Source organism: Bacillus sp. PK5-006 (genome assembly GCF_054161415.1).
The window spans coordinates 1,748,615-1,766,792 of the sequence record NZ_CP096414.1 but is presented as its reverse complement, the minus strand read 5'-3'; the positions used below and the strand labels follow the sequence as shown (position 1 = coordinate 1,766,792).

Here is an 18,178-nt window from a genome sequence, read left to right as displayed (position 1 = left end):
TGAAAGGGAAAAGAAAACATCAAAAAAGCCGCCGCCTCTTTGGCAGCAGCTTTCTTTTCTTACAGATGGCGAAGTGCTTCTTCGATTGGTTTATCGCCTTTCATCAAGTCAAAGGACTTATTTTTCACATTGGATTCTGTTAAGCTCTCCACAAGAACAATGGCTACGTCCTCTCTTGAAATTTCGATGTTTTGATCATCTGGAATATGTTCGGCAGCTTCAATCTTTCCTGTCTTCTCCTCATGCAGCAGGGCACCTGGGCGGACAATCGTATAGGAAAGACCAGACTGTTTTAAGTGCTCATCGGCTTTTCTTTTTGCTTCATAATAAGTTTCCATACTTCCTTGCCCTTTTCCTTGATTCGGATCATCTGCATTATAAGCACTAAGCATAACAAAATGCTGGATGTTTTCTTTTTTCGCTGTATCAACGAGGCGTTTTGCCCCTTCTTGATCGACCGCAATGGTCTTATCTGCACCTGTTTTTGAGCCTGAACCAGCTGCAAAGATGACAGCGTCTGCTTGTTTCACAGCATCTGTCACATCTTTTTCAAGATCACCGATGACAGGTGCTGCACCAAGTTCTTTTAGTGCATCAGCTTGTTTTTCATCTCGAATGAGAGCAAGCGGTTCATGTCCTTTTTCTTTTAAATAACGAACGACAAGTCTGCCTGTATGTCCATTTGCTCCTGCAACTAATACTTTCATTGTTCATTCTCCTTTCTGTATCTGTTTCATCTTTATCCTTTTTTGCTATCATTCAAACTCTTAAGCAGAAAAAAGCCCTTCCCATCAGATGGGAAGGGCTTAGCAATGTGCGATCTATAAAAATAAGAACGAAGAATGAGAAAAGTGCATATGATCTATGTAATCGCAAGATTGATCAGCAAAGATGTTTTGTCAAAATGGCTTGCACATCACTCAAATCCGTCTCTTTGGAAAAGTCGAGTTCAAATACTTTTGAGCTTGTAACAAGCAGCATACCTGTGTCCTGATCAAACACGCCAGCTTCTTGTATGGCAAAACTTTCAATTGATCGATACGGCAAGGAGACCCTGACTTTCTTCTTAGAAAATACGCGGTTATCGCCAAAGATCAGTCGTTTATTGGTAAAGCAAATTTGGTCGTGACGCAGTCTGTAAACAGCCTCAATTCTTTCCCCTTCAATCAATAAGGATTCGAATTTCTTATCATTTTGTTTACTGACAGAAAAAATACCCACGTAAACCCCCTCTTCCTGCATCAAATTCCTTTATGACAAAACGGCCACACGGCTCTGTGGGTACGTTTTATTCTCACTTATAGAATACGCTATAAATGGTTGTTATTCCATTACGAATAGATTAAATTTCATTTAACTTTTTCTTTTTGATCCGATGCTCTTTCCTCTACTTATTTAGACAGTTAAACCAGGAAAAAAGTTTCAGTTCTTTTCGAGAAAAATGCTGAATCATTCCAATAAAAAAACAGTGATTATGCCAAATCACTGTTTTTAAATGACTATTCGTCTTTTGGTGTATCAATCGTTCCCTCGGCATACACATCGGAAATCTGTTCAAGCGTAATCGCCATATCAGCGTCCTCGTGTTCATGCCATGCATTTTGATTTTTCTGCTCGTCATTTTGCTGCTTTTTCATCATCATCACCCTTTACTGTTTTTCTTAGTATGAGTGATGACCATCAAAATCATTCAGCTGAAATATCTTCGAAATACTCCTTGTAATACCCGCCTACTTTACCCGTATTGTCTACGACAAACAGGAATTCTTCTGTTTCATTTTTCACTTCATATGTGCTTCCAACCGTTAATGCCCGGTCGACCATATATTTTTTCGCATTTGTATGTACACATTTTACTTGTTTTAACGTTTGAGCCGTTTGCCAGTTTTGATGGATCATGATTTAAAAACTCCTTTTTTCATCTATACATTTATTGTAGCCAAATTTTCGCGAAATGCAATGAGTGTTATGGATTGCTTTCAAACAGGTCGTGTAATATGATAATTGTATACGTTTACATCTTTGTGCGTATACAATTTAAGTTGCTTGTCCGCTTTTCCCACCTAGAACTCGCAGAAAACAATCCATATCTTTAAGGAGGTTTGTTTATTTATGAGCTCTACAACACTTCAAATTAGTTCAAAACTCGAATCTTTTCTCCAAGGGACGAAAAAACTCTACATTAATGGTCAGTTTGTCACAAGTCACGATAACAAAACCTTTGCTACTCCTAACCCAGCCACAGGCGAAACCCTTATTGATGTTTATGAAGCAGGTGCAAAAGATATTGATGAGGCCGTAAAAGCTGCAAAAAAAGCCTTTCATGGTCCTTGGCGCTCAATGTCTGCCGCTGAACGCGCCCGCCTCATGTTCAAGCTTGCTGATTTAATGGAAGAAAATCAGGAAGAGCTTGCACAGCTAGAAACTTTAGATAACGGAAAACCAATTAATGAAACAACAAATGCAGATATCCCCCTCGCTATTGAGCACATGCGCTATTATGCGGGCTGGACGACAAAAATGAATGGACAAACCATTCCTGTCAGTCAAGGATATTTTAATTATACCCGCCATGAGCCGGTTGGGGTTGTAGGACAAATCATCCCATGGAACTTCCCGCTGCTCATGGCTATGTGGAAAATGGGCGCCGCACTTGCAACAGGGTGCACCATCGTTTTAAAGCCAGCCGAACAAACTCCACTCTCTGCTCTTTACTTAGCAGAATTAGTGGACAAAGCCGGCTTCCCAGAAGGCGTGATTAACATCGTTCCTGGATTTGGCGAAACAGCCGGAGAAGCCTTAACTGATCATCCTGACGTGAACAAGCTGGCCTTCACAGGGTCAACAAGTGTTGGGAAATTAATTATGGAGAAAGCGGCTAAAACCATTAAGAGGGTCACATTAGAGCTTGGCGGAAAATCACCGAATATTATTTTACCTGATGCCGATTTAAAGAAAGCCATTCCAGGTGCTTTAAATGGCGTCATGTTTAACCAAGGCCAAGTATGCTGCGCAGGGTCCAGAGTCTTTGTTCATCGGAGCCAATATGATGAAGTAGTCGATCAAATGGCCAAATATGCAGGATCCCTCAAACAAGGCGCTGGTCTTCATCAAGATACGCAAATTGGACCTCTTGTAAGTAAAGAACAGCACGAACGCGTGTTAGGCTATATTGAAAAAGGTAAATCCGAAGGGGCAACAGCCGTTGTCGGGGGCGATTGCCCTTATGAGGCTGGCTATTTCGTCTCTCCTACTATTTTTAAAGATGTAGAAGATGAAATGACCATTGCCAAAGAAGAAATCTTTGGACCTGTCTTATCTGCCATTCCTTACGATTCCATTGATGAAGTGGTCGAACGAGCCAACCAGTCTGAATATGGATTAGCAGCAGGACTTTGGACAGAAAACTTAAAGCATGCCCATGATATCGCTGCACGTCTTGAAGCAGGAACAATTTGGGTCAACTGCTATAATGTCTTTGATGCCGCCTCCCCGTTTGGAGGATATAAGCAATCAGGTCTTGGCAGAGAAATGGGATCATATGCCCTTAACAACTATACAGAAGTCAAAAGTGTATGGATTAACCTCCAAGACTAATGACGTCAAGAAAGCCGTGACCCTGTCATCGGCTCAGATCGTTGACAAAGTGCTAAAATGATTTTTATTTTAGCACTTTGTCTTCTTTTCAGCGTGATAGAAAACCTTTGCAGTCTAGGAAGGACGGCTACTTTTGCGGAGCGAATTGACATTCGTGAGCACCAGCGCGCAGACCTGACACCTAATGCGAGGGTTTGTCTACACGCTGAGCCGGTGACCCTGTCATCGGCTTTTTTTGTATTTGCATGTGACAGGCCGGCTCCTGAATATAGTATGAAAGGAAAGGAGCATGGCCGCATATGCAAGATTTTAAATTGAAAGTAAACGAATTTATTGAAGAATTGCACATGCAAATGCAGCGAAGACAACGAGAAGATGGTGCCTTTGTTTTCTGCTTTGAAGGTCCTATGATGACAAATGCTTTTTTGATTATGCTGTTAAAGGCTGTCGGCGATTCGGATCAGGCTTTGGTTCATCAATTAGCAGAAGCGATACGCGAAAAACAAAATGAGGATGGGTCTTTTTCTTTGTATCATGATCAAACGGGACATGTAACAGCCACTGTGCAGGGCTATTGCGGAATGCTTGTTTCAGGCAGGTTTCAACAAGATGAGCCTCATATGGAAAAAGCAGCGCAATATATTCGATCAAAAGGCGGATTAAAGAACGTTCACTTTATGACAAAGTGGATGCTCGCCGTCAACGGCATGCACCCTTGGCCGTATTTCTATGCACCACTTTCCTTTTTACTCATCCCTACATACTTTCCGCTGCACTTCTATCATCTTAGTGCATATGCAAGAATTCACTTTGTGCCAATGATGATTGCACTCAACAAACGATATACCTCTCATGAGACATTTCCAAGTTTGGCACACCTTGATGCAAACATGTCTAAGAATCCATTTGACTGGTTTATGGCAAGAGAAGAACGTTCCGCTCAACACTTTCTGACTTACATGCGGTCGTATACAGCACTCGACAGCCGGCTGGACTTTTTCGGATATGAAGCAGCAAAGCGATATATGTTTGATCGCCTTGAAAAAGATGGCACGCTGTACAGCTATTTAAGTGCCAGTATTTTTATGGTCTATGCACTGATGAGTCTTGGGTACTCCCCGGGACATCATCTCATTTTAAAAGCAGTCAAAGGCATGAAAAAGCTAGTCACTGTCTGTCAGGGCAGAATGTATGCAGAAAATTCCACATCCACAGTTTGGGATACAGCGCTTGTCAGTTATGCTTCTCAAAAAGCTGGCAAAAAACAAGAAGACCCAGTCATCACAAAGTCTTTCTTATACTTATTGAACCGGCAGCAAATGAAGAAAGCAGATTGGGCGATTCATAACCGTCATGCTGCCCCGGGAGGCTTTGGTTTTTCAGATATCAACACAAATAACCCTGATTGTGATGATACGCAAATTGTCTTAAAAGCCATTCCGCGAACATACGCACCAGTTCAATGGAAACGAGGATTTCATTGGCTTCTTTCCATGCAAAACCGTGACGGCGGATTCTCTGCCTTTGAAAAAAATCAAGATCACTTCCTGCTTCGACATCTTCCGCTTGAATCTGCGGAGGATGCAGCAATTGATCCATCGACCCCCGATATTACAGGCCGGGTGCTTCATCTCATTGGTCTTGAAGAGAAAAACATGTCTCCTCCTCTTCACAGGCAAAAAGATCGATGTGTCAAGTGGCTCCTAGATCACCAAGAGAAAAATGGGTCATGGTTTGGCAGATGGGGTGTTTGCTATATTTATGGAACGTGGGCAGCATTAACAGGACTAAAAGCGGCCGGCATCCCCTCCACCCATCCTGCTGTTCAAAAAGCGTGCCGATTTTTAAAGCAGATTCAACGAGAAGATGGCAGCTTCGGAGAATCGTGTAAAAGTGCAGAGGTAAAAACGTATGTCCCTCTTCCGTTTGGCACAGTGGTTCAGACGGCTTGGGCAGCAGAGGCACTTTTACAATATGAGAAGCCAGATGACAAAACGATTTTAAAAGCCATCTCATTTTTGACCCATCATCAGCACACGAGTGAAGCCTTGCACTATCCAGTAGGCATTGGCCTGCCAAAGCAATTTTACATCACTTATCATAGCTACCCATTTGTCTTTCCGATGATGGCTTGTTCCACATTTTTAGAAGAAATGAGGCGTAAAAATGAATAAGGAAGAATACCGTTTGCAGCTTAAAGAGTGGCTTAGCTCGATTCAACCCGCGATTCAAGATGACAACATCCGTCAGAAAGTAGACCATTTATGGTTTTCAATGGATGATGAACATTCCAGTGAACAAGAGTGGTACGAACTGGCAGAACGTATTGCTGAGGACATGAACCCACAAGAAGACATGCGAGAGGTAGCAGCTGGAAGTCACAAGTTACCTCCTCTCCCTTACCGGTATGATGCACTAGAACCGTTTATATCAAAAGAAATTATGTATTTGCATCACCAGAAGCATCACCAATCATATGTAGATGGTTTGAACCAAGCTGAGCTTGCATTAAAAAATGCAAGAAGAACCAATGATTTTAAAATGATCAAACATTGGGAACGGGAGCTTGCCTTCAATGGTGCGGGGCACTATTTACATTGTATTTTTTGGTTTTCCATGAGTCCTTCAGGAAAACGAAAGCCCACTGGACAAATGCTTCGTCTCATTGAACAATCGTTTGACAGCTATGATGCATTTAAATCTCAATTTTCAGCAGCGGCCAAACAAGTAGAGGGTGTTGGCTGGGCCATTCTCGTATGGGCGCCCAGATCTCAGCGATTAGAGATTTTACAAGCAGAACGCCATCAATTTTTGTCACAATGGGATGTGATCCCCCTTCTAGCCCTTGATGTATGGGAGCACGCCTACTACCTTCAATATTTGAATGAAAAAGCGAAATACGTCGATCGTTGGTGGAATGTAGTCGACTGGCGTGAGCCAGAAGCTAGGCTTAAGCAAGCACAGCAAGTGAGATGGACCCCTTTTTAAAACGATGCTCCATATAGGCTAATGCTTATATGGGGTATTTTTAGTTTACATAATTTTATTATTAACACCTTTATAAAGAATGGGTTGTTTTTTCAGAAAATTCGTTTAAAATAGAAAGGATATGTGAGGAAAGTGAGATGAAGCAATGAATGAACATTCTTTTAACCATTAGTCAATTTGCAGGAAGAACCTTTGCAATCTGGGTCATTATCTTTGCATGTCTTGGATTTGCTTTTCCTGACGTCTTTTCTCAGATTGGACCGTATATCCCTTTTTTACTAGGTGTCATTATGTTTGGGATGGGGCTTACGTTATCTGGTGAAGATTTTAAGGAGCTTTTTCGTAAACCTCTCTATGTGTTAATTGGGGTTTTGGCGCAGTACACACTCATGCCGCTGATCGCCTTTCTATTAGCTTACGGATTACGGCTGCCGTCTGAAATTGCAGTAGGCGTTATTCTTGTCGGCTGCTGCCCAGGCGGTACAGCATCCAATGTCATGACCTTCTTGGCAAAAGGCAATATGGCATTATCCGTAGCGGTCACAACGATATCGACCCTTCTTGCTCCCTTTTTAACGCCTCTCTTTATCTATATTTTTGCAAGATCATGGTTACCTGTATCACCTGAGGCATTATTTTTGTCGATTGTCCAAGTTGTGCTAATTCCTATTATCTTAGGGGTTATCGTTAAGGTATTTTTCAAAAAACAAGTAAACTATGCAGTTCAAGCATTGCCGCTTGTATCTGTTGCTGGAATTGTGTTGATCATTGCAGCGGTTGTCAGTGCAAATAAAGAGCAAATTCTTCAAACTGGATTGCTGATATTTGCCGTTGTTATATTACATAATGCACTTGGTCTCTTATTTGGTTACCTGATCGCAAAGTGGTGCAGAATGGATATCCCTTCTCGTAGAGCGATCTCGATCGAAGTAGGCATGCAAAACTCCGGGCTCGGTGCAGCGCTAGCAACAGCACACTTCTCACCGCTCGCAGCCGTACCAAGTGCGATTTTTAGTGTGTGGCATAATTTATCTGGTTCCTGGCTTGCGACGTATTGGTCAAAACGAGGACAACATGACAGTGAAAAGAAAAAAAGCTAGCACCTTAACAGGTGCTAGCTTTTTATAATTGAAGATTATCCTTCAAGTAATAGCTGCTCAGGATCTTCAAGCAGATTTTTAATCGTAACGAGGAATCCAACTGCTTCTTTACCATCGACAATGCGGTGGTCATAAGAAAGAGCTAAATACATCATCGGACGGTTCTCAAAACGTTCTTCATCAATCGCTACCGGACGAAGCTGAATTTTATGCATCCCTAAAATTCCAACTTGCGGGCTGTTTAAAATCGGAGTTGAAAGCAGAGAACCAAATGTTCCGCCGTTTGTGATCGTGAATGATCCACCTTGTAACTCATTAAGAGACAATTTGTTATCTCTTGCTTTTTTCGCAAGATGACCAATTTCTTTTTCAATCCCCGCAAATGACAATCTGTCTGCATCACGGACAACCGGTACAACAAGTCCTTCGTTTGCAGCAACAGCGATGCCGATGTCATAGAATTTTTTCAAGACAAGCTCATCACCTTGAATTTCTGCGTTAAGCAGCGGATATTTCTTCAGTGCTGCTACAACTGCTTTTGTAAAGAAGGACATGAAGCCAAGCTTGACATCATTTTGTTCTAGGAAGGCATCTTTACGACGCTTTCTTAAATCCATTACCGCTGTCATATCGACTTCATTAAATGTCGTCAGCATCGCAGCCGTTTGTTGAACTTCAACTAAACGTTTTGCAATTGTTTGTCTGCGGCGTGACATTCTTTCACGTTCAATAGGCTTTCCTGGTTGTTCAGTTTGCACCGCAGCATTTGCTTTTGGCGCGGCTTTCGGTGCACTTGCAGGTGCTTCATTCTTTTGATAAGAAGCGACATCCTGCTTTCGTACCCTGCCCAGCGGATCTACGGTTGGAATCTCAGATAAGTCTAATCCCTTCTCTCTCGCTAATTTTCTAGCTGCAGGAGAAGCGATGGTTCTGCCATTACCAGCTTTCGGCTCTTCTTTCACTGCTTCTTCTTTTTGAGCAGCTGCCGGTTCTTCTTTCGAAGCTGGTGCAGAAGCTTGCTCAGGTGCTGGAGCTGCGGACTCGCTTCCGCCAGCTTCACCTGCTGCAATCGTTCCGATGACCTCTCCAACTTGTACAGTGTCACCAGAATCTTTCAGCACTTCTTTTAATACACCAGATTCTTCAGCAGTCAGTTCGACATTGACTTTATCTGTTTCAAGTTCTAGCAGGTACTCCCCCTGCTCCACATAATCGCCCGGCTGCTTTAGCCATTGAGCAATCGTTCCTTCCGAGATTGATTCCGCTAATTCAGGTACTTTAATTTCCGCCATTTTTCATTTCCCCCTTAGTTTTTGCGAGTCAAGCTATCAGATACAATTCGTTCTTGTTCTTTTTTATGCACAGTGGGATCACCCTCAGCCGTACTTGAACGTCTTCTTCGGCCGATGTAACGTACTTTTACTTTTTCAGGCGCAATTTCACGTAAATATGGCTCAATGTATCCCCAAGCTCCCATATTTTGTGGTTCTTCTTGCACCCATACGATTTCTTCTAAGTTTGTCAGCTTTGTTAAAATTCCTTTAATATCTTTGGCTGGGAACGGATATAGCTGTTCCACTCTTGCAACGTGAAGCCAATCTTTCGGCTCTTCCATTTGAGTAAAACGATCACTAATATCAATGGATACCTTCCCGCTAGATAGCACGAGACGCGATACTTTTTCGTGATCATGTACAAGACCTGGCTGTTCAAGAACTGGACGGAACTGTCCATCTGTTAATTCTTGGACTTCAGACAATGTGTTCGGGTTACGAAGCAGACTCTTCGGTGTCATAATCACAAGCGGACGAATCTCTTCACGAAGCAGCATTTTCGCCTGTCTTCTAAGAATATGGAAATATTGCGCTGCACTTGTCAGGTTCGCAACTGTCCAGTTATTCTCAGCAGCTGATTGCAGGAAGCGCTCTGTTCTTCCACTTGAATGCTCAGGACCTTGTCCTTCATATCCATGCGGCAGCAGCATGACTAAACCTGATTTTTGTCCCCATTTTGCACGGCCAGCTGAGATAAATTGATCGAAATACACTTGAGCCGCATTTGCGAAGTCTCCGAATTGAGCTTCCCAAATCACTAACGTTTCAGGAGAATAGACATTATAACCATATTCAAACCCGATGACTGAGCCTTCTGACAGTGGACTGTTATGAACTGTAAACGATGCATTCGCATCACTTAGTTCATGAAGAGCAATAAATTCATCTCCCGTTTGACTGTCGTGAAGAACAAGGTTTCTTTGAGCAAAAGTTCCACGCTCTGAATCCTGTCCGGTCATTCGAATTGGCGTACCGTCTTTTAATATAGATGCAAATGCGAGTGCTTCCCCAAGTGACCATTCTACTTTACGGTCATCTGTAAACACTTTTGCACGTTTTTCAAGGATCCGCTTCAGCTTACCAAATACTTGGAAATCATTCGGCCAGCTGATCAATTCTTCATTCAGCTTTCGCAATACATCAAATTCTACTGATGTATCCACTGCTGGGAAGCCGTTTGATACAGGCTCTGGCAGTTCGATTTCTTGAATCGTATGCTCTTTCTTTGAAGGCACCTTTTTATAAGCTTCTTCTATTTTTGCTGTCACAGCCTGCTCGATTTCTTCACGCTGCTCTTTTGTCAAAAGACCTTCTGAGACAAGTTTATCTGCAAAGATATTCTTGACCGTTTTGTGCTTTCTGACCGCATCGTACAGCATTGGCTGAGTTGTAGAAGGCTCATCCATTTCGTTATGACCGTATCTGCGGTAACCGATCAAGTCAATAAGGAAATCCTTCTTGAAGCGTTTGCGGTATTCTACTGCTAACTGAACAGCCGCTAAACACGCTTCTGGATCATCTGCATTGACGTGAACAATAGGGATCTCAAATCCTTTTGCAAGGTCACTCGCATATTTCGTCGAGCGAGATTCATTGCTTTCTGTTGTAAACCCGATCATATTGTTGGCAATAATATGGATGGTTCCGCCCACTTGATAGCCTACAAGTTGGCTTAAATTTAATGTTTCTGCCACAATTCCTTCTCCAGGGAATGCTGCATCCCCATGAATTAAGATGGCTAACGCTTTTTCAACGTCTTGAACTGGATAGCCTTTTTGAGTACGTGATTCCTGAGCAGCACGCGTGCTTCCTTCAATGATTGGATCAATGAACTCCAAGTGGCTTGGGTTATTAGCAAGCGTGACTCTCGCACTCTTTGTATCTTCGTCTTTAATTTGACGGTCAGCTCCAAGATGGTACTTAACATCCCCTGTCCATCCGTAGCTGATGCCAATAGAGCCTTCTGATGGAACGAGCTCTTTATTTGGCGCATGCTGGAATTCTGAGAAAATGATCTCATATGGCTTTCCTAACACATGTGCTAATACATTTAAACGGCCTCTGTGTGCCATTCCAATGTTAATATTTGAAGTCCCTTGTGTAACAGACTCTGAAATAATTTCATCAAGTACTGGGACAAGTGCGTCTAAACCTTCTATAGAGAAGCGCTTTTGCCCAACAAATGTTTTATGAAGAAACTGCTCGAACTGCTCAACTTCTGTTAATCTCTTGAATACAGAAACTAGTTTATCTGCTGGTTTTTTCTTAAATAGTTCACCAGATTCAATTGATTTTGAGAGCCAGTTTCGCTCTTCGAAGTCATGCACGTGATCAAACTCAAATGAAATGGTACGTTTATACGTATTTCTCAAATGGTTAATGGCTTCTATGCCGTTTGAAATGTGTTTTGGTGCATCCGGACTAATAATAGAAATCGGAATATTCTTGACATCTTCTTCTGTTAAACCGTACTCCTTTAAAGGAAACAGCTCTTGTAATTCCTTTTCTTTGCGAAGAGGATTGACGGAAGCATTTAAATGGCCATACGTTCTGATGTCTTCTGCCAGTTTAACGACTGATGCTATCTTTTGGATTTGTTCAGAAGTAACTACGCTATTTTCTTTTTTCCCAATTTCCTCCTTCATTTCACTCGGTGGTGCACCAAGTTCATCAAATATGCCTCTTAGATCTTCATCAACACTAGTAGGATCCTGGACATACTGATCGTAGAGCTCGAGCACATAGCCGAGGTTCGGACCATGAAATTCTTCCCAACTCAACGGTTGTTTCACATCATTTTGAAACATTTTGAACACTACCCCCAACTTTGATCATCAAGTGATTGAACACTATCTCGATATAACTTCCAGAACACAATGACCAAATTTATGTAATAAAACGCTTCCAATAATATTCTACCACTGTTTTGGATTACTTTCTACATTCTTTGTTCAATTAAAGATAAAAAATTCACAGAAAAACAAAAAATTTAAATCATTCCGAAAAATAATTTAAAGAAAGGGGCAAAAGCTTATGCCCCAATGCTTTTATGCAGCAGTTTCTTCAGTAATGGATATAAAACATCTGGCAATGTATCGACATCTGGTACAAAAATGCTGAACTTGCCATACATATCTTGAATGGTTTTCATCTGTGCTTCTTCTATCGGCGAATTGGATAAAAACACATTGATCACCTCAATGCCCTTTTTCCTCGCTTCAAGAACTGCTTCATGCGTATCGACAATCCCATTTTGTTCGTAGCTGAACGCAGCTGGCTCTCCGTCTGAAAAGACAATCAGAAACTTTTGTTCTTCTCTTCTCTTTAAAATCATCTTTGTCATTTGGCGAATCGCATAGCCATCCCGGTTATCCTCTTCTGGCTCAAGAGACATAATAGAAGGCCCTGCATCAAATAGAGAATCTTTGAACGACACGACTGTGTTGAAGTAGTTTGGCTGGCTTGTTTCTGTTGCGTCGTTTGTATCTTCCCAAAACCCAACAATTTGATGTGGGACTTGCACGGATTTTAACGCTTCATGAAAGAGAACAATGCCTTTTTTCGTCTCATCCATCTTGTCAAACATGCTCGCTGAACAGTCTACTAATAAGGTGAAAACAGCATCAATCTGAGAAGACGGTGTCTGTTTTTTATAGAAAAGACGCGGGTTAGACTCTGTAAAGTAGCGAATCAGCTTTTTACTGAGACGTCCTGCATGAAGGTCTGTTTTAGGCCATGATTTTTTATGTTCAAGTGTTTTTTGGATCATTTGTTTTAAGCGTTTCTGATAAGGCTCAATTTCCTTCGCATGCTGCTTGTATGCATCGATTTGTTCTGGCTTAGGAGGATCTGGTGAAATCATGACTGGAAACGCATATTTGTTTTCTTTTCCATTCTCATAACCATCTGACCCGCTTTCTTCACCTTCAGCCTCTTCCAGCGCTTCAAGCTTTGAATAATCTTTTCGGTGTGTTTGCTTTGCAGAGCCTTGGACAGTGCCGAGTGCCTGATCTCCGTCATCGCCTTCTCTTGCTGCATCCTTACCAAGATCACTTTTACCGCCGTGCTCTAAATCAAATTGAAGGAAGCTTTTGGATGGCGCTTCGGTTTCTCGATGCCACACTTCCATATACTCTTGGTGAATGTCTTCATCGCCTTCTTTTTCTCGGTCGACTTTAATGTCCTCACTTAATGTAGGTTTTCTTTTTAAATCATGGAACAGCGGTTCTTTTGCCGCTTGTTCATAGTCCAATTCAGGGAAGAAAAAGTACGTATTCAGCATATCCTTTTCAAGAAGCTCATCGAAGCCTTCCATTAATTCTTTTACAATAACTGCGATGTCTGCTGTTGAACCCGCATCATACACACGTTCAAGACTTGACTCAATAAACGGAATCATCGGGTTGATCTGCTCATGAAGAGGCGGAATCTCTTCGAGCGGAGAATCAGCTGTCAGCTTCACATAAATCGCACAAAAGAGTGCATCTGTTAAAATACTTCGTTCTTGGTTAATCGTTAATTGTGTCTTAAAGTGACGCCGGTACAGCTCTCTTCTTCGTTTAAATACCTTTTTTGTTCCTGGGCGGTCATGTTTAATCCGCTCTTCGATCCGGATATCTTCAAACAGCATAAACAATTGTTTACATACATCAGGAATGGATAATGTATGAGCAAAGCGAATGATCTCCTGAAATACCGTAAGATCACTATAAACCGTGCCTACTGCACGAAGGAACACATCACTTTTCAGCCCTGCTAGCATATCTTCTTGTTTACGATCATCCCAAAAATGACTGATGAAAATTTTCTTTTCAAACGGTTCATAGTAGGACTGTACACCGTATTCAAGCTCGACATCATCACTTTTTGCTAACGTTTTGGCTAAATCCGTTAATTCCATAAATAAAAATGAATCGATTCTGCTGTCATTAAATTTGATGAATTTCAAAAGTCAGAACCTCACTCGAATAATGTTTGAGCGATATTTCTTACCGCTGCTTTTTCCCGGTCATCTTCCAGCTTTTCAACAATGCCTCGTTCAACGGCACGAAGCGGCGGGATGTACTGCGCAAGATCACAAGTATCTAGGAGTGCGCGGATGGATGCTGCTTCTTCACTCACCTGTCCGTTATGAGCTTGTGTAATGAGGTCTGATGAGAGCTGAACGAATTGATCAATTAACCGCTCATCCTTTAAAACAGATTGAGATTGCAGTACATCTTTCAGGATACCGCCGCCAATATATGGAACGTCAATGACAACAAAACGGTTTTTTAACGCTTCATTTAGAGGTACTGTGCCGACATATCCTTCATTGATTGCCGCAATGACGCCAAAGCCTTCTTCTGCTCGAACAACCTCACCTGTAAATGGGTTTGTCATCATTTTTCTGTAGTCGAGTACACCATTTAAAATAGGAAGTGTTTCTGGCTTCGCCATGTTGATTTCATCAATATATAAAAGATGGCCTTTTTTCATTGCTTTTGTCACAGGCCCTTCAATGAATTCAATCGAAGCCACCTGACCATCATTGTGAATGGTTTTATAGCCAATTAAGCTTTCAGCATCAAGATCAACCGAGCAGTTCACACTGTGCATCGGCTGCTGAAAGAAAGCGGATAATGTTTCTGCTAGTTTGGTTTTACCTGAGCCGGTCGGCCCCTTTAAAAGAACGTTTTTTCCTAGTGCTAATGCAATCATGGCATCTTGAATGATAGAAGTATCCTGTGATTCATAGCCGCCTGTTCCAATAAGTGGACGAAATTCTTCTTCCAGCCCTTTTGCTTTTGCTTCAATCATTGCTTGAATTTCTTCTGGGAGTGATTGTTCGTTAAACATGTATGATTAATTCCTCTCTTCGATCATTTTCCTCACCAAGTATACTAAAAAAACCTTTATGCACTCAATACATAAAGGTTAGACTTCTGTTATTTTACCATTTCTTTAGTGATCGATCCGCAAGCAATGCGTTTCCCTGAATTTCCAGAAGGGTTACTTAAATAATCATCTGCTTCTGCATGAATGATAAAGCTTCGCCCATTTTGATCGATTAATTGATTCGGGCCTCCCTTTAACGTCACATCCGGTACGTTCACAACCACATCAATTTGTCCATCTGCCCCTACCTCTAAATTAGGCATATCTCCAGCATGGTGCCCCTTTGGATTGTCAAAACCATGCTCTCTATGGGTTGGATTAAAGTGAGCTCCTGCCGTTTCAAAATCTGGCGTTTCACATATTCCTGTTTCATGAATGTGAAAACCGTGAGGACCTGGCGGCAGCCCTTTCGCCTTCACATGCAAATCCAGCCCATTTTCTGAGGATTCTCTGATTTCAATGCTTCCTATTTTTTGCCCGCTTTCGTTTATGAGTGACGTCGTGACTGGTGCTTGTTTAGGTGCTGAAACTTCGCTTGTTTCTTCTGTCGTTTCTTTTTTCGGCGGTGCATGACATGCTGATGCGGTAAAGATCAAACATATCATGATCATCCACACTGACTTTTTCATTTATGACTGCCCCCTTTTGTTATCAGTATGGACAATCACAGCAGCGGGCAAACAAAAAAAGCCGAAAATCGGCTTTTTTTAGAAGAAACGTTTTGCACCTAAGTAGGCTTTTTTCCAATATGGGTTACTTAAGTTCGAAATTCCTACTCCATTGTCACTTGCATGAAGGAAATCTCCTCCGCCAAGGTATAGTCCCATATGAGAAGGGCCTGCTTTGTACGTTGTAAAATAAACAAAATCTCCAACTTGTGGTGTGCTTACAGGAGTCATCATATTCCAGTAGCCAGCTGTGCTTAATCTGGATACAGATGAAACTTTGTTAATGAGATAGTAAACAAAGCCGCTGCAGTCAAATCCTGCTGGTGTATTACCGCCCCATCTGTAAGGAACGCCTGTCAGCTTTTTCCCCTCTTGAATCATTGTCGTGATCTTTGCATTCATTGGTACATCATTTTTGTTATTGTCGACTGGCTTTGTTGAACCGTTAGACGTAGAGCCATTCGATCCAGTTGAGCCGGAAGCTGCACCATTAATTTTTAATACTTGTCCAATTCTAAGCACATCACTTTTTAAGTTGTTGGCTGTGCGGATTGATTGAACCTGTACTTTGAATTGATTCGCAATTTTCCATAACGAATCGCCTGATTTTACAGTATAAGAGGTTGTTTTCCCGCTAGAAGACTGGTTGCTGTTTGAATTGCTTGGTTTAGTAGGTTTCGGCTGACTTGGTTTTGATGCAGCCGTCCCTTTTACTTTCAATACTTGATTCGGATAAATCATATCAGATTTTAATCCGTTCAATGTTTTGATTTCACCAATCGACATGTTTAGCGAATTCGCAATTTTCCAAAGTGAATCCCCTAATTTAACCTTGTATGTACTTGAAGATGATGAACTATTTGAGTTCGTTGTCTTATTGCTTGAGCTGGAATTTGAAGATGAGTTTGAATTTGATGACTGGCTTCCGCTCGTCTTCGTGCTGCCAGATACCTTTAGCTTTTGACCAGGACGAATCAGGTCGCTGTTTAAGCTGTTTAGGCTTTTTAAGCTTGCAACTGACATTTTATGATTTTTTGCGATCAGCCATAAAGAATCCCCAAGCTTTACAGTATAGCTGGAAGTCGTTGAAGCACTTGATTTCTTTGCTTTTGACCCTGTTGATGAACTGGATTTCTTGCTTTTTTCACCAGGAATTTTTAAGCTTTGCCCTGCAAAAATCATTGTCGTTTTTAATTGATTAAGAGATTGAAGCTCCGAAATAGTTGTATTGTACTGTTCGGCAATCTTCCAAAGTGAGTCACCGCTTTTCACCTTGATCGTCTGTGCTTCTGCCGGTGCAGCAAACACAGCTGAGCCAGCGATCGCTGAAACTGTGAGGCCGGTTACTACTTTTTTCTTCATAAAGAAATCTCCGCCTTTCGTAATTTGGTCCATCAAGACTTATGTACTAGTTTCGAGTTTAGCATTTAATGGTTCTGCTTCTCTTGCACTATTTTATCTTTATTTCTATTATATTACTCGACATGAAGACGTTGGGCAATAACAAATAGGCTAAAGCAGCCAACTCAAAATGCTAAAAAACAAAGCCATATCGTTTCTATCGGCTGTTTGTTGTATTTATAAACATTTTTTAAGGAATTTTTAAGTTGACGTTTAGAAATTTGTCAAAACAAGCACACTGCTAGTTTCATAGTTCTATTCTACATGACAAATTTTTCTGTATCAAATGACTTTTTACTTAATTGGTCGATTTTTCTCCGCAAATAAAAAAGCATCCTTCCGAATGAAGAATGCAGCGTTCGTTTTTATTTTCTTATTTCCGGATCTTTTACGGTAAGCGGGTAAAGCACGCCTTCTTTCGCAAACGACATTTTTCCCGTTTCTTCTGATACGACAAGAACAAGTGCATCTGTCATACCAGAGAGTCCGATCGCTGCCCTGTGCCTTGTGCCAAGCGAAGGACTCACTTTTTTTGATGTAAGCGGCAGCACATTTGCAGCAGAGACAAGTGTATTTTCTTTGACTAAAAGAGCACCGTCATGCAGTGGATTTCCCGGGTAGAAAATGCTTTCTATTAAGGAAGCGCTAATCTTCGCATGAAGGTTTGTCCCTTTTTGAATAAAATCCTCAACCTCATCGCGTCTTTGGATCACAATGAGTGCTCCATGCTTTTGTTTTGATAAATTCTCAATGGCTAAAGAAAATTGAGCAAATCCTGGTGTGAATTCTTCCATATACGCTTGTAAATAAAACGACGAGGCCTCTGCATGCATTTCATTAAACTGATCATGCAATGATTCGAGATCACAAAGTAAACACTGCTCTGTTTCATCAAGAGAATCAATGATATCACTTGCATCCTTCATAATGTTCATCAAATGTGTTCTCATCCCGGCTTTAAATATCACTTCTTCGTTCGTCCGATGGATCATCTGATCTTTTCCCTCCTCCTTTCGCTTGTTGTTATAAAATAGCAAATTGTGCACATTCTATTAGTATGGAGGTGAGCTTAATATGACCATTCAGAAAATCATCCAATATGCTTGCAGCATTTTAGGTGTTGTCAGTCTTTCTTTTATTTATGCCCAAATGTTTAAAAAAACGAAGCCATCTAAGAAAAATAATCCGACGGAGAATTGATTTTTTTACATAG

At 41.4% G+C, this 18,178-nt stretch carries 16 protein-coding genes; 5 read left to right on the top strand and 11 right to left on the bottom strand.

Features of this window, described 5'->3' with window-relative positions; all coding sequences use genetic code 11:
* Positions 1-59 precede the first annotated feature (59 nt).
* The 4 genes from M1D84_RS09290 to M1D84_RS09275 all read right to left on the bottom strand — a co-directional run bounded on the left by M1D84_RS09290 (position 60) and on the right by M1D84_RS09275 (position 1,899).
* Positions 60-707, bottom strand: a complete 648-nt coding sequence (locus M1D84_RS09290) for an SDR family oxidoreductase (protein ID WP_044332919.1) — start codon at positions 705-707, stop codon at positions 60-62.
* 175 nt (positions 708-882) lie between these two features.
* Positions 883-1,221 (bottom strand): PH domain-containing protein, encoded by a 339-nt coding sequence (locus tag M1D84_RS09285; RefSeq protein WP_024422682.1) that lies wholly within the window; start codon positions 1,219-1,221, stop codon positions 883-885.
* Between the two features lie 278 nt (positions 1,222-1,499).
* Positions 1,500-1,637 (bottom strand): DUF4025 domain-containing protein, encoded by a 138-nt coding sequence (locus tag M1D84_RS09280; protein ID WP_075611524.1) that lies wholly within the window; start codon positions 1,635-1,637, stop codon positions 1,500-1,502.
* 49 nt (positions 1,638-1,686) lie between these two features.
* Positions 1,687-1,899, bottom strand: a complete 213-nt coding sequence (locus M1D84_RS09275) for a DUF6501 family protein (protein ID WP_024422683.1) — start codon at positions 1,897-1,899, stop codon at positions 1,687-1,689.
* A gap of 213 nt (positions 1,900-2,112) precedes the next feature.
* On the opposite strand from M1D84_RS09275, the gene M1D84_RS09270 reads away from it, so the two are divergent.
* The 4 genes from M1D84_RS09270 to M1D84_RS09255 all read left to right on the top strand — a co-directional run bounded on the left by M1D84_RS09270 (position 2,113) and on the right by M1D84_RS09255 (position 7,685).
* Positions 2,113-3,597 carry an aldehyde dehydrogenase family protein gene (locus M1D84_RS09270; RefSeq protein WP_024422684.1) on the top strand — a complete coding sequence of 495 codons (1,485 nt, stop codon included), beginning with the start codon at positions 2,113-2,115 and terminating at the stop codon, positions 3,595-3,597.
* Between the two features lie 299 nt (positions 3,598-3,896).
* Positions 3,897-5,771 (top strand): terpene cyclase/mutase family protein, encoded by a 1,875-nt coding sequence (locus M1D84_RS09265; protein ID WP_103132031.1) that lies wholly within the window; start codon positions 3,897-3,899, stop codon positions 5,769-5,771.
* Positions 5,764-6,585: a superoxide dismutase gene (locus tag M1D84_RS09260; RefSeq protein ID WP_025093123.1), complete on the top strand. Its 822-nt coding sequence runs from the start codon at positions 5,764-5,766 to the stop codon at positions 6,583-6,585. The genes M1D84_RS09265 and M1D84_RS09260 overlap by 8 nt, the downstream gene beginning before the upstream one ends.
* A 149-nt stretch (positions 6,586-6,734) precedes the next feature.
* Positions 6,735-7,685, top strand: a complete 951-nt coding sequence (locus M1D84_RS09255; RefSeq protein WP_024422685.1) for a bile acid:sodium symporter family protein — start codon at positions 6,735-6,737, stop codon at positions 7,683-7,685.
* A gap of 35 nt (positions 7,686-7,720) precedes the next feature.
* Here M1D84_RS09255 and odhB read toward each other — a convergent pair whose 3' ends face one another.
* The 7 genes from odhB to cdaS all read right to left on the bottom strand — a co-directional run bounded on the left by odhB (position 7,721) and on the right by cdaS (position 17,957).
* On the bottom strand, positions 7,721-8,977 hold the full coding sequence (gene odhB, locus M1D84_RS09250) for a 2-oxoglutarate dehydrogenase complex dihydrolipoyllysine-residue succinyltransferase (protein ID WP_024422686.1): 1,257 nt from the start codon (positions 8,975-8,977) through the stop codon (positions 7,721-7,723).
* 14 nt (positions 8,978-8,991) lie between these two features.
* Positions 8,992-11,826 (bottom strand): 2-oxoglutarate dehydrogenase E1 component, encoded by a 2,835-nt coding sequence (gene sucA / locus M1D84_RS09245; protein ID WP_034280582.1) that lies wholly within the window; start codon positions 11,824-11,826, stop codon positions 8,992-8,994.
* A 224-nt stretch (positions 11,827-12,050) separates the two neighbouring features.
* On the bottom strand, positions 12,051-13,967 hold the full coding sequence (locus tag M1D84_RS09240) for a vWA domain-containing protein (protein WP_206533766.1): 1,917 nt from the start codon (positions 13,965-13,967) through the stop codon (positions 12,051-12,053).
* Positions 13,968-13,978: 11 nt separating this feature from the next.
* Positions 13,979-14,857 (bottom strand): ATP-binding protein, encoded by an 879-nt coding sequence (locus tag M1D84_RS09235; protein ID WP_024422689.1) that lies wholly within the window; start codon positions 14,855-14,857, stop codon positions 13,979-13,981.
* An 89-nt stretch (positions 14,858-14,946) separates the two neighbouring features.
* Positions 14,947-15,525 carry a superoxide dismutase family protein gene (locus M1D84_RS09230; RefSeq protein WP_098677496.1) on the bottom strand — a complete coding sequence of 193 codons (579 nt, stop codon included), beginning with the start codon at positions 15,523-15,525 and terminating at the stop codon, positions 14,947-14,949.
* A gap of 78 nt (positions 15,526-15,603) precedes the next feature.
* The gene (locus M1D84_RS09225; protein ID WP_151039979.1) at positions 15,604-16,926 is read right to left on the bottom strand and encodes a C40 family peptidase; all 1,323 of its coding nucleotides are present in this window, start codon (positions 16,924-16,926) and stop codon (positions 15,604-15,606) included.
* Positions 16,927-17,330: 404 nt separating this feature from the next.
* Entirely contained in the window at positions 17,331-17,957 is a 627-nt protein-coding gene (gene cdaS / locus M1D84_RS09220; RefSeq protein ID WP_044332896.1) for a sporulation-specific diadenylate cyclase CdaS, read from the bottom strand.
* A gap of 82 nt (positions 17,958-18,039) precedes the next feature.
* On the opposite strand from cdaS, the gene M1D84_RS09215 reads away from it, so the two are divergent.
* Positions 18,040-18,165, top strand: coding sequence for a hypothetical protein (locus tag M1D84_RS09215; protein WP_008359993.1), 126 nt, complete (start codon positions 18,040-18,042; stop codon positions 18,163-18,165).
* Positions 18,166-18,178: the final 13 nt, after the last annotated feature.

Coding starts and splice junctions, on each gene's coding strand:
- M1D84_RS09290 (WP_044332919.1), bottom strand. CDS start 707: ATGAAAGTATTAGTTGCAGGAGCAAATGGACATACAGGCAGACTTGTC.
- M1D84_RS09255 (WP_024422685.1), top strand. CDS start 6,735: ATGAACATTCTTTTAACCATTAGTCAATTTGCAGGAAGAACCTTTGCA.
- M1D84_RS09230 (WP_098677496.1), bottom strand. CDS start 15,525: ATGAAAAAGTCAGTGTGGATGATCATGATATGTTTGATCTTTACCGCA.
- M1D84_RS09275 (WP_024422683.1), bottom strand. CDS start 1,899: ATGATCCATCAAAACTGGCAAACGGCTCAAACGTTAAAACAAGTAAAA.
- M1D84_RS09225 (WP_151039979.1), bottom strand. CDS start 16,926: ATGAAGAAAAAAGTAGTAACCGGCCTCACAGTTTCAGCGATCGCTGGC.
- M1D84_RS09260 (WP_025093123.1), top strand. CDS start 5,764: ATGAATAAGGAAGAATACCGTTTGCAGCTTAAAGAGTGGCTTAGCTCG.
- sucA (WP_034280582.1), bottom strand. CDS start 11,826: ATGTTTCAAAATGATGTGAAACAACCGTTGAGTTGGGAAGAATTTCAT.
- M1D84_RS09265 (WP_103132031.1), top strand. CDS start 3,897: ATGCAAGATTTTAAATTGAAAGTAAACGAATTTATTGAAGAATTGCAC.
- M1D84_RS09280 (WP_075611524.1), bottom strand. CDS start 1,637: ATGAAAAAGCAGCAAAATGACGAGCAGAAAAATCAAAATGCATGGCAT.
- M1D84_RS09235 (WP_024422689.1), bottom strand. CDS start 14,857: ATGTTTAACGAACAATCACTCCCAGAAGAAATTCAAGCAATGATTGAA.
- cdaS (WP_044332896.1), bottom strand. CDS start 17,957: ATGATCCATCGGACGAACGAAGAAGTGATATTTAAAGCCGGGATGAGA.
- M1D84_RS09215 (WP_008359993.1), top strand. CDS start 18,040: ATGACCATTCAGAAAATCATCCAATATGCTTGCAGCATTTTAGGTGTT.
- odhB (WP_024422686.1), bottom strand. CDS start 8,977: ATGGCGGAAATTAAAGTACCTGAATTAGCGGAATCAATCTCGGAAGGA.
- M1D84_RS09270 (WP_024422684.1), top strand. CDS start 2,113: ATGAGCTCTACAACACTTCAAATTAGTTCAAAACTCGAATCTTTTCTC.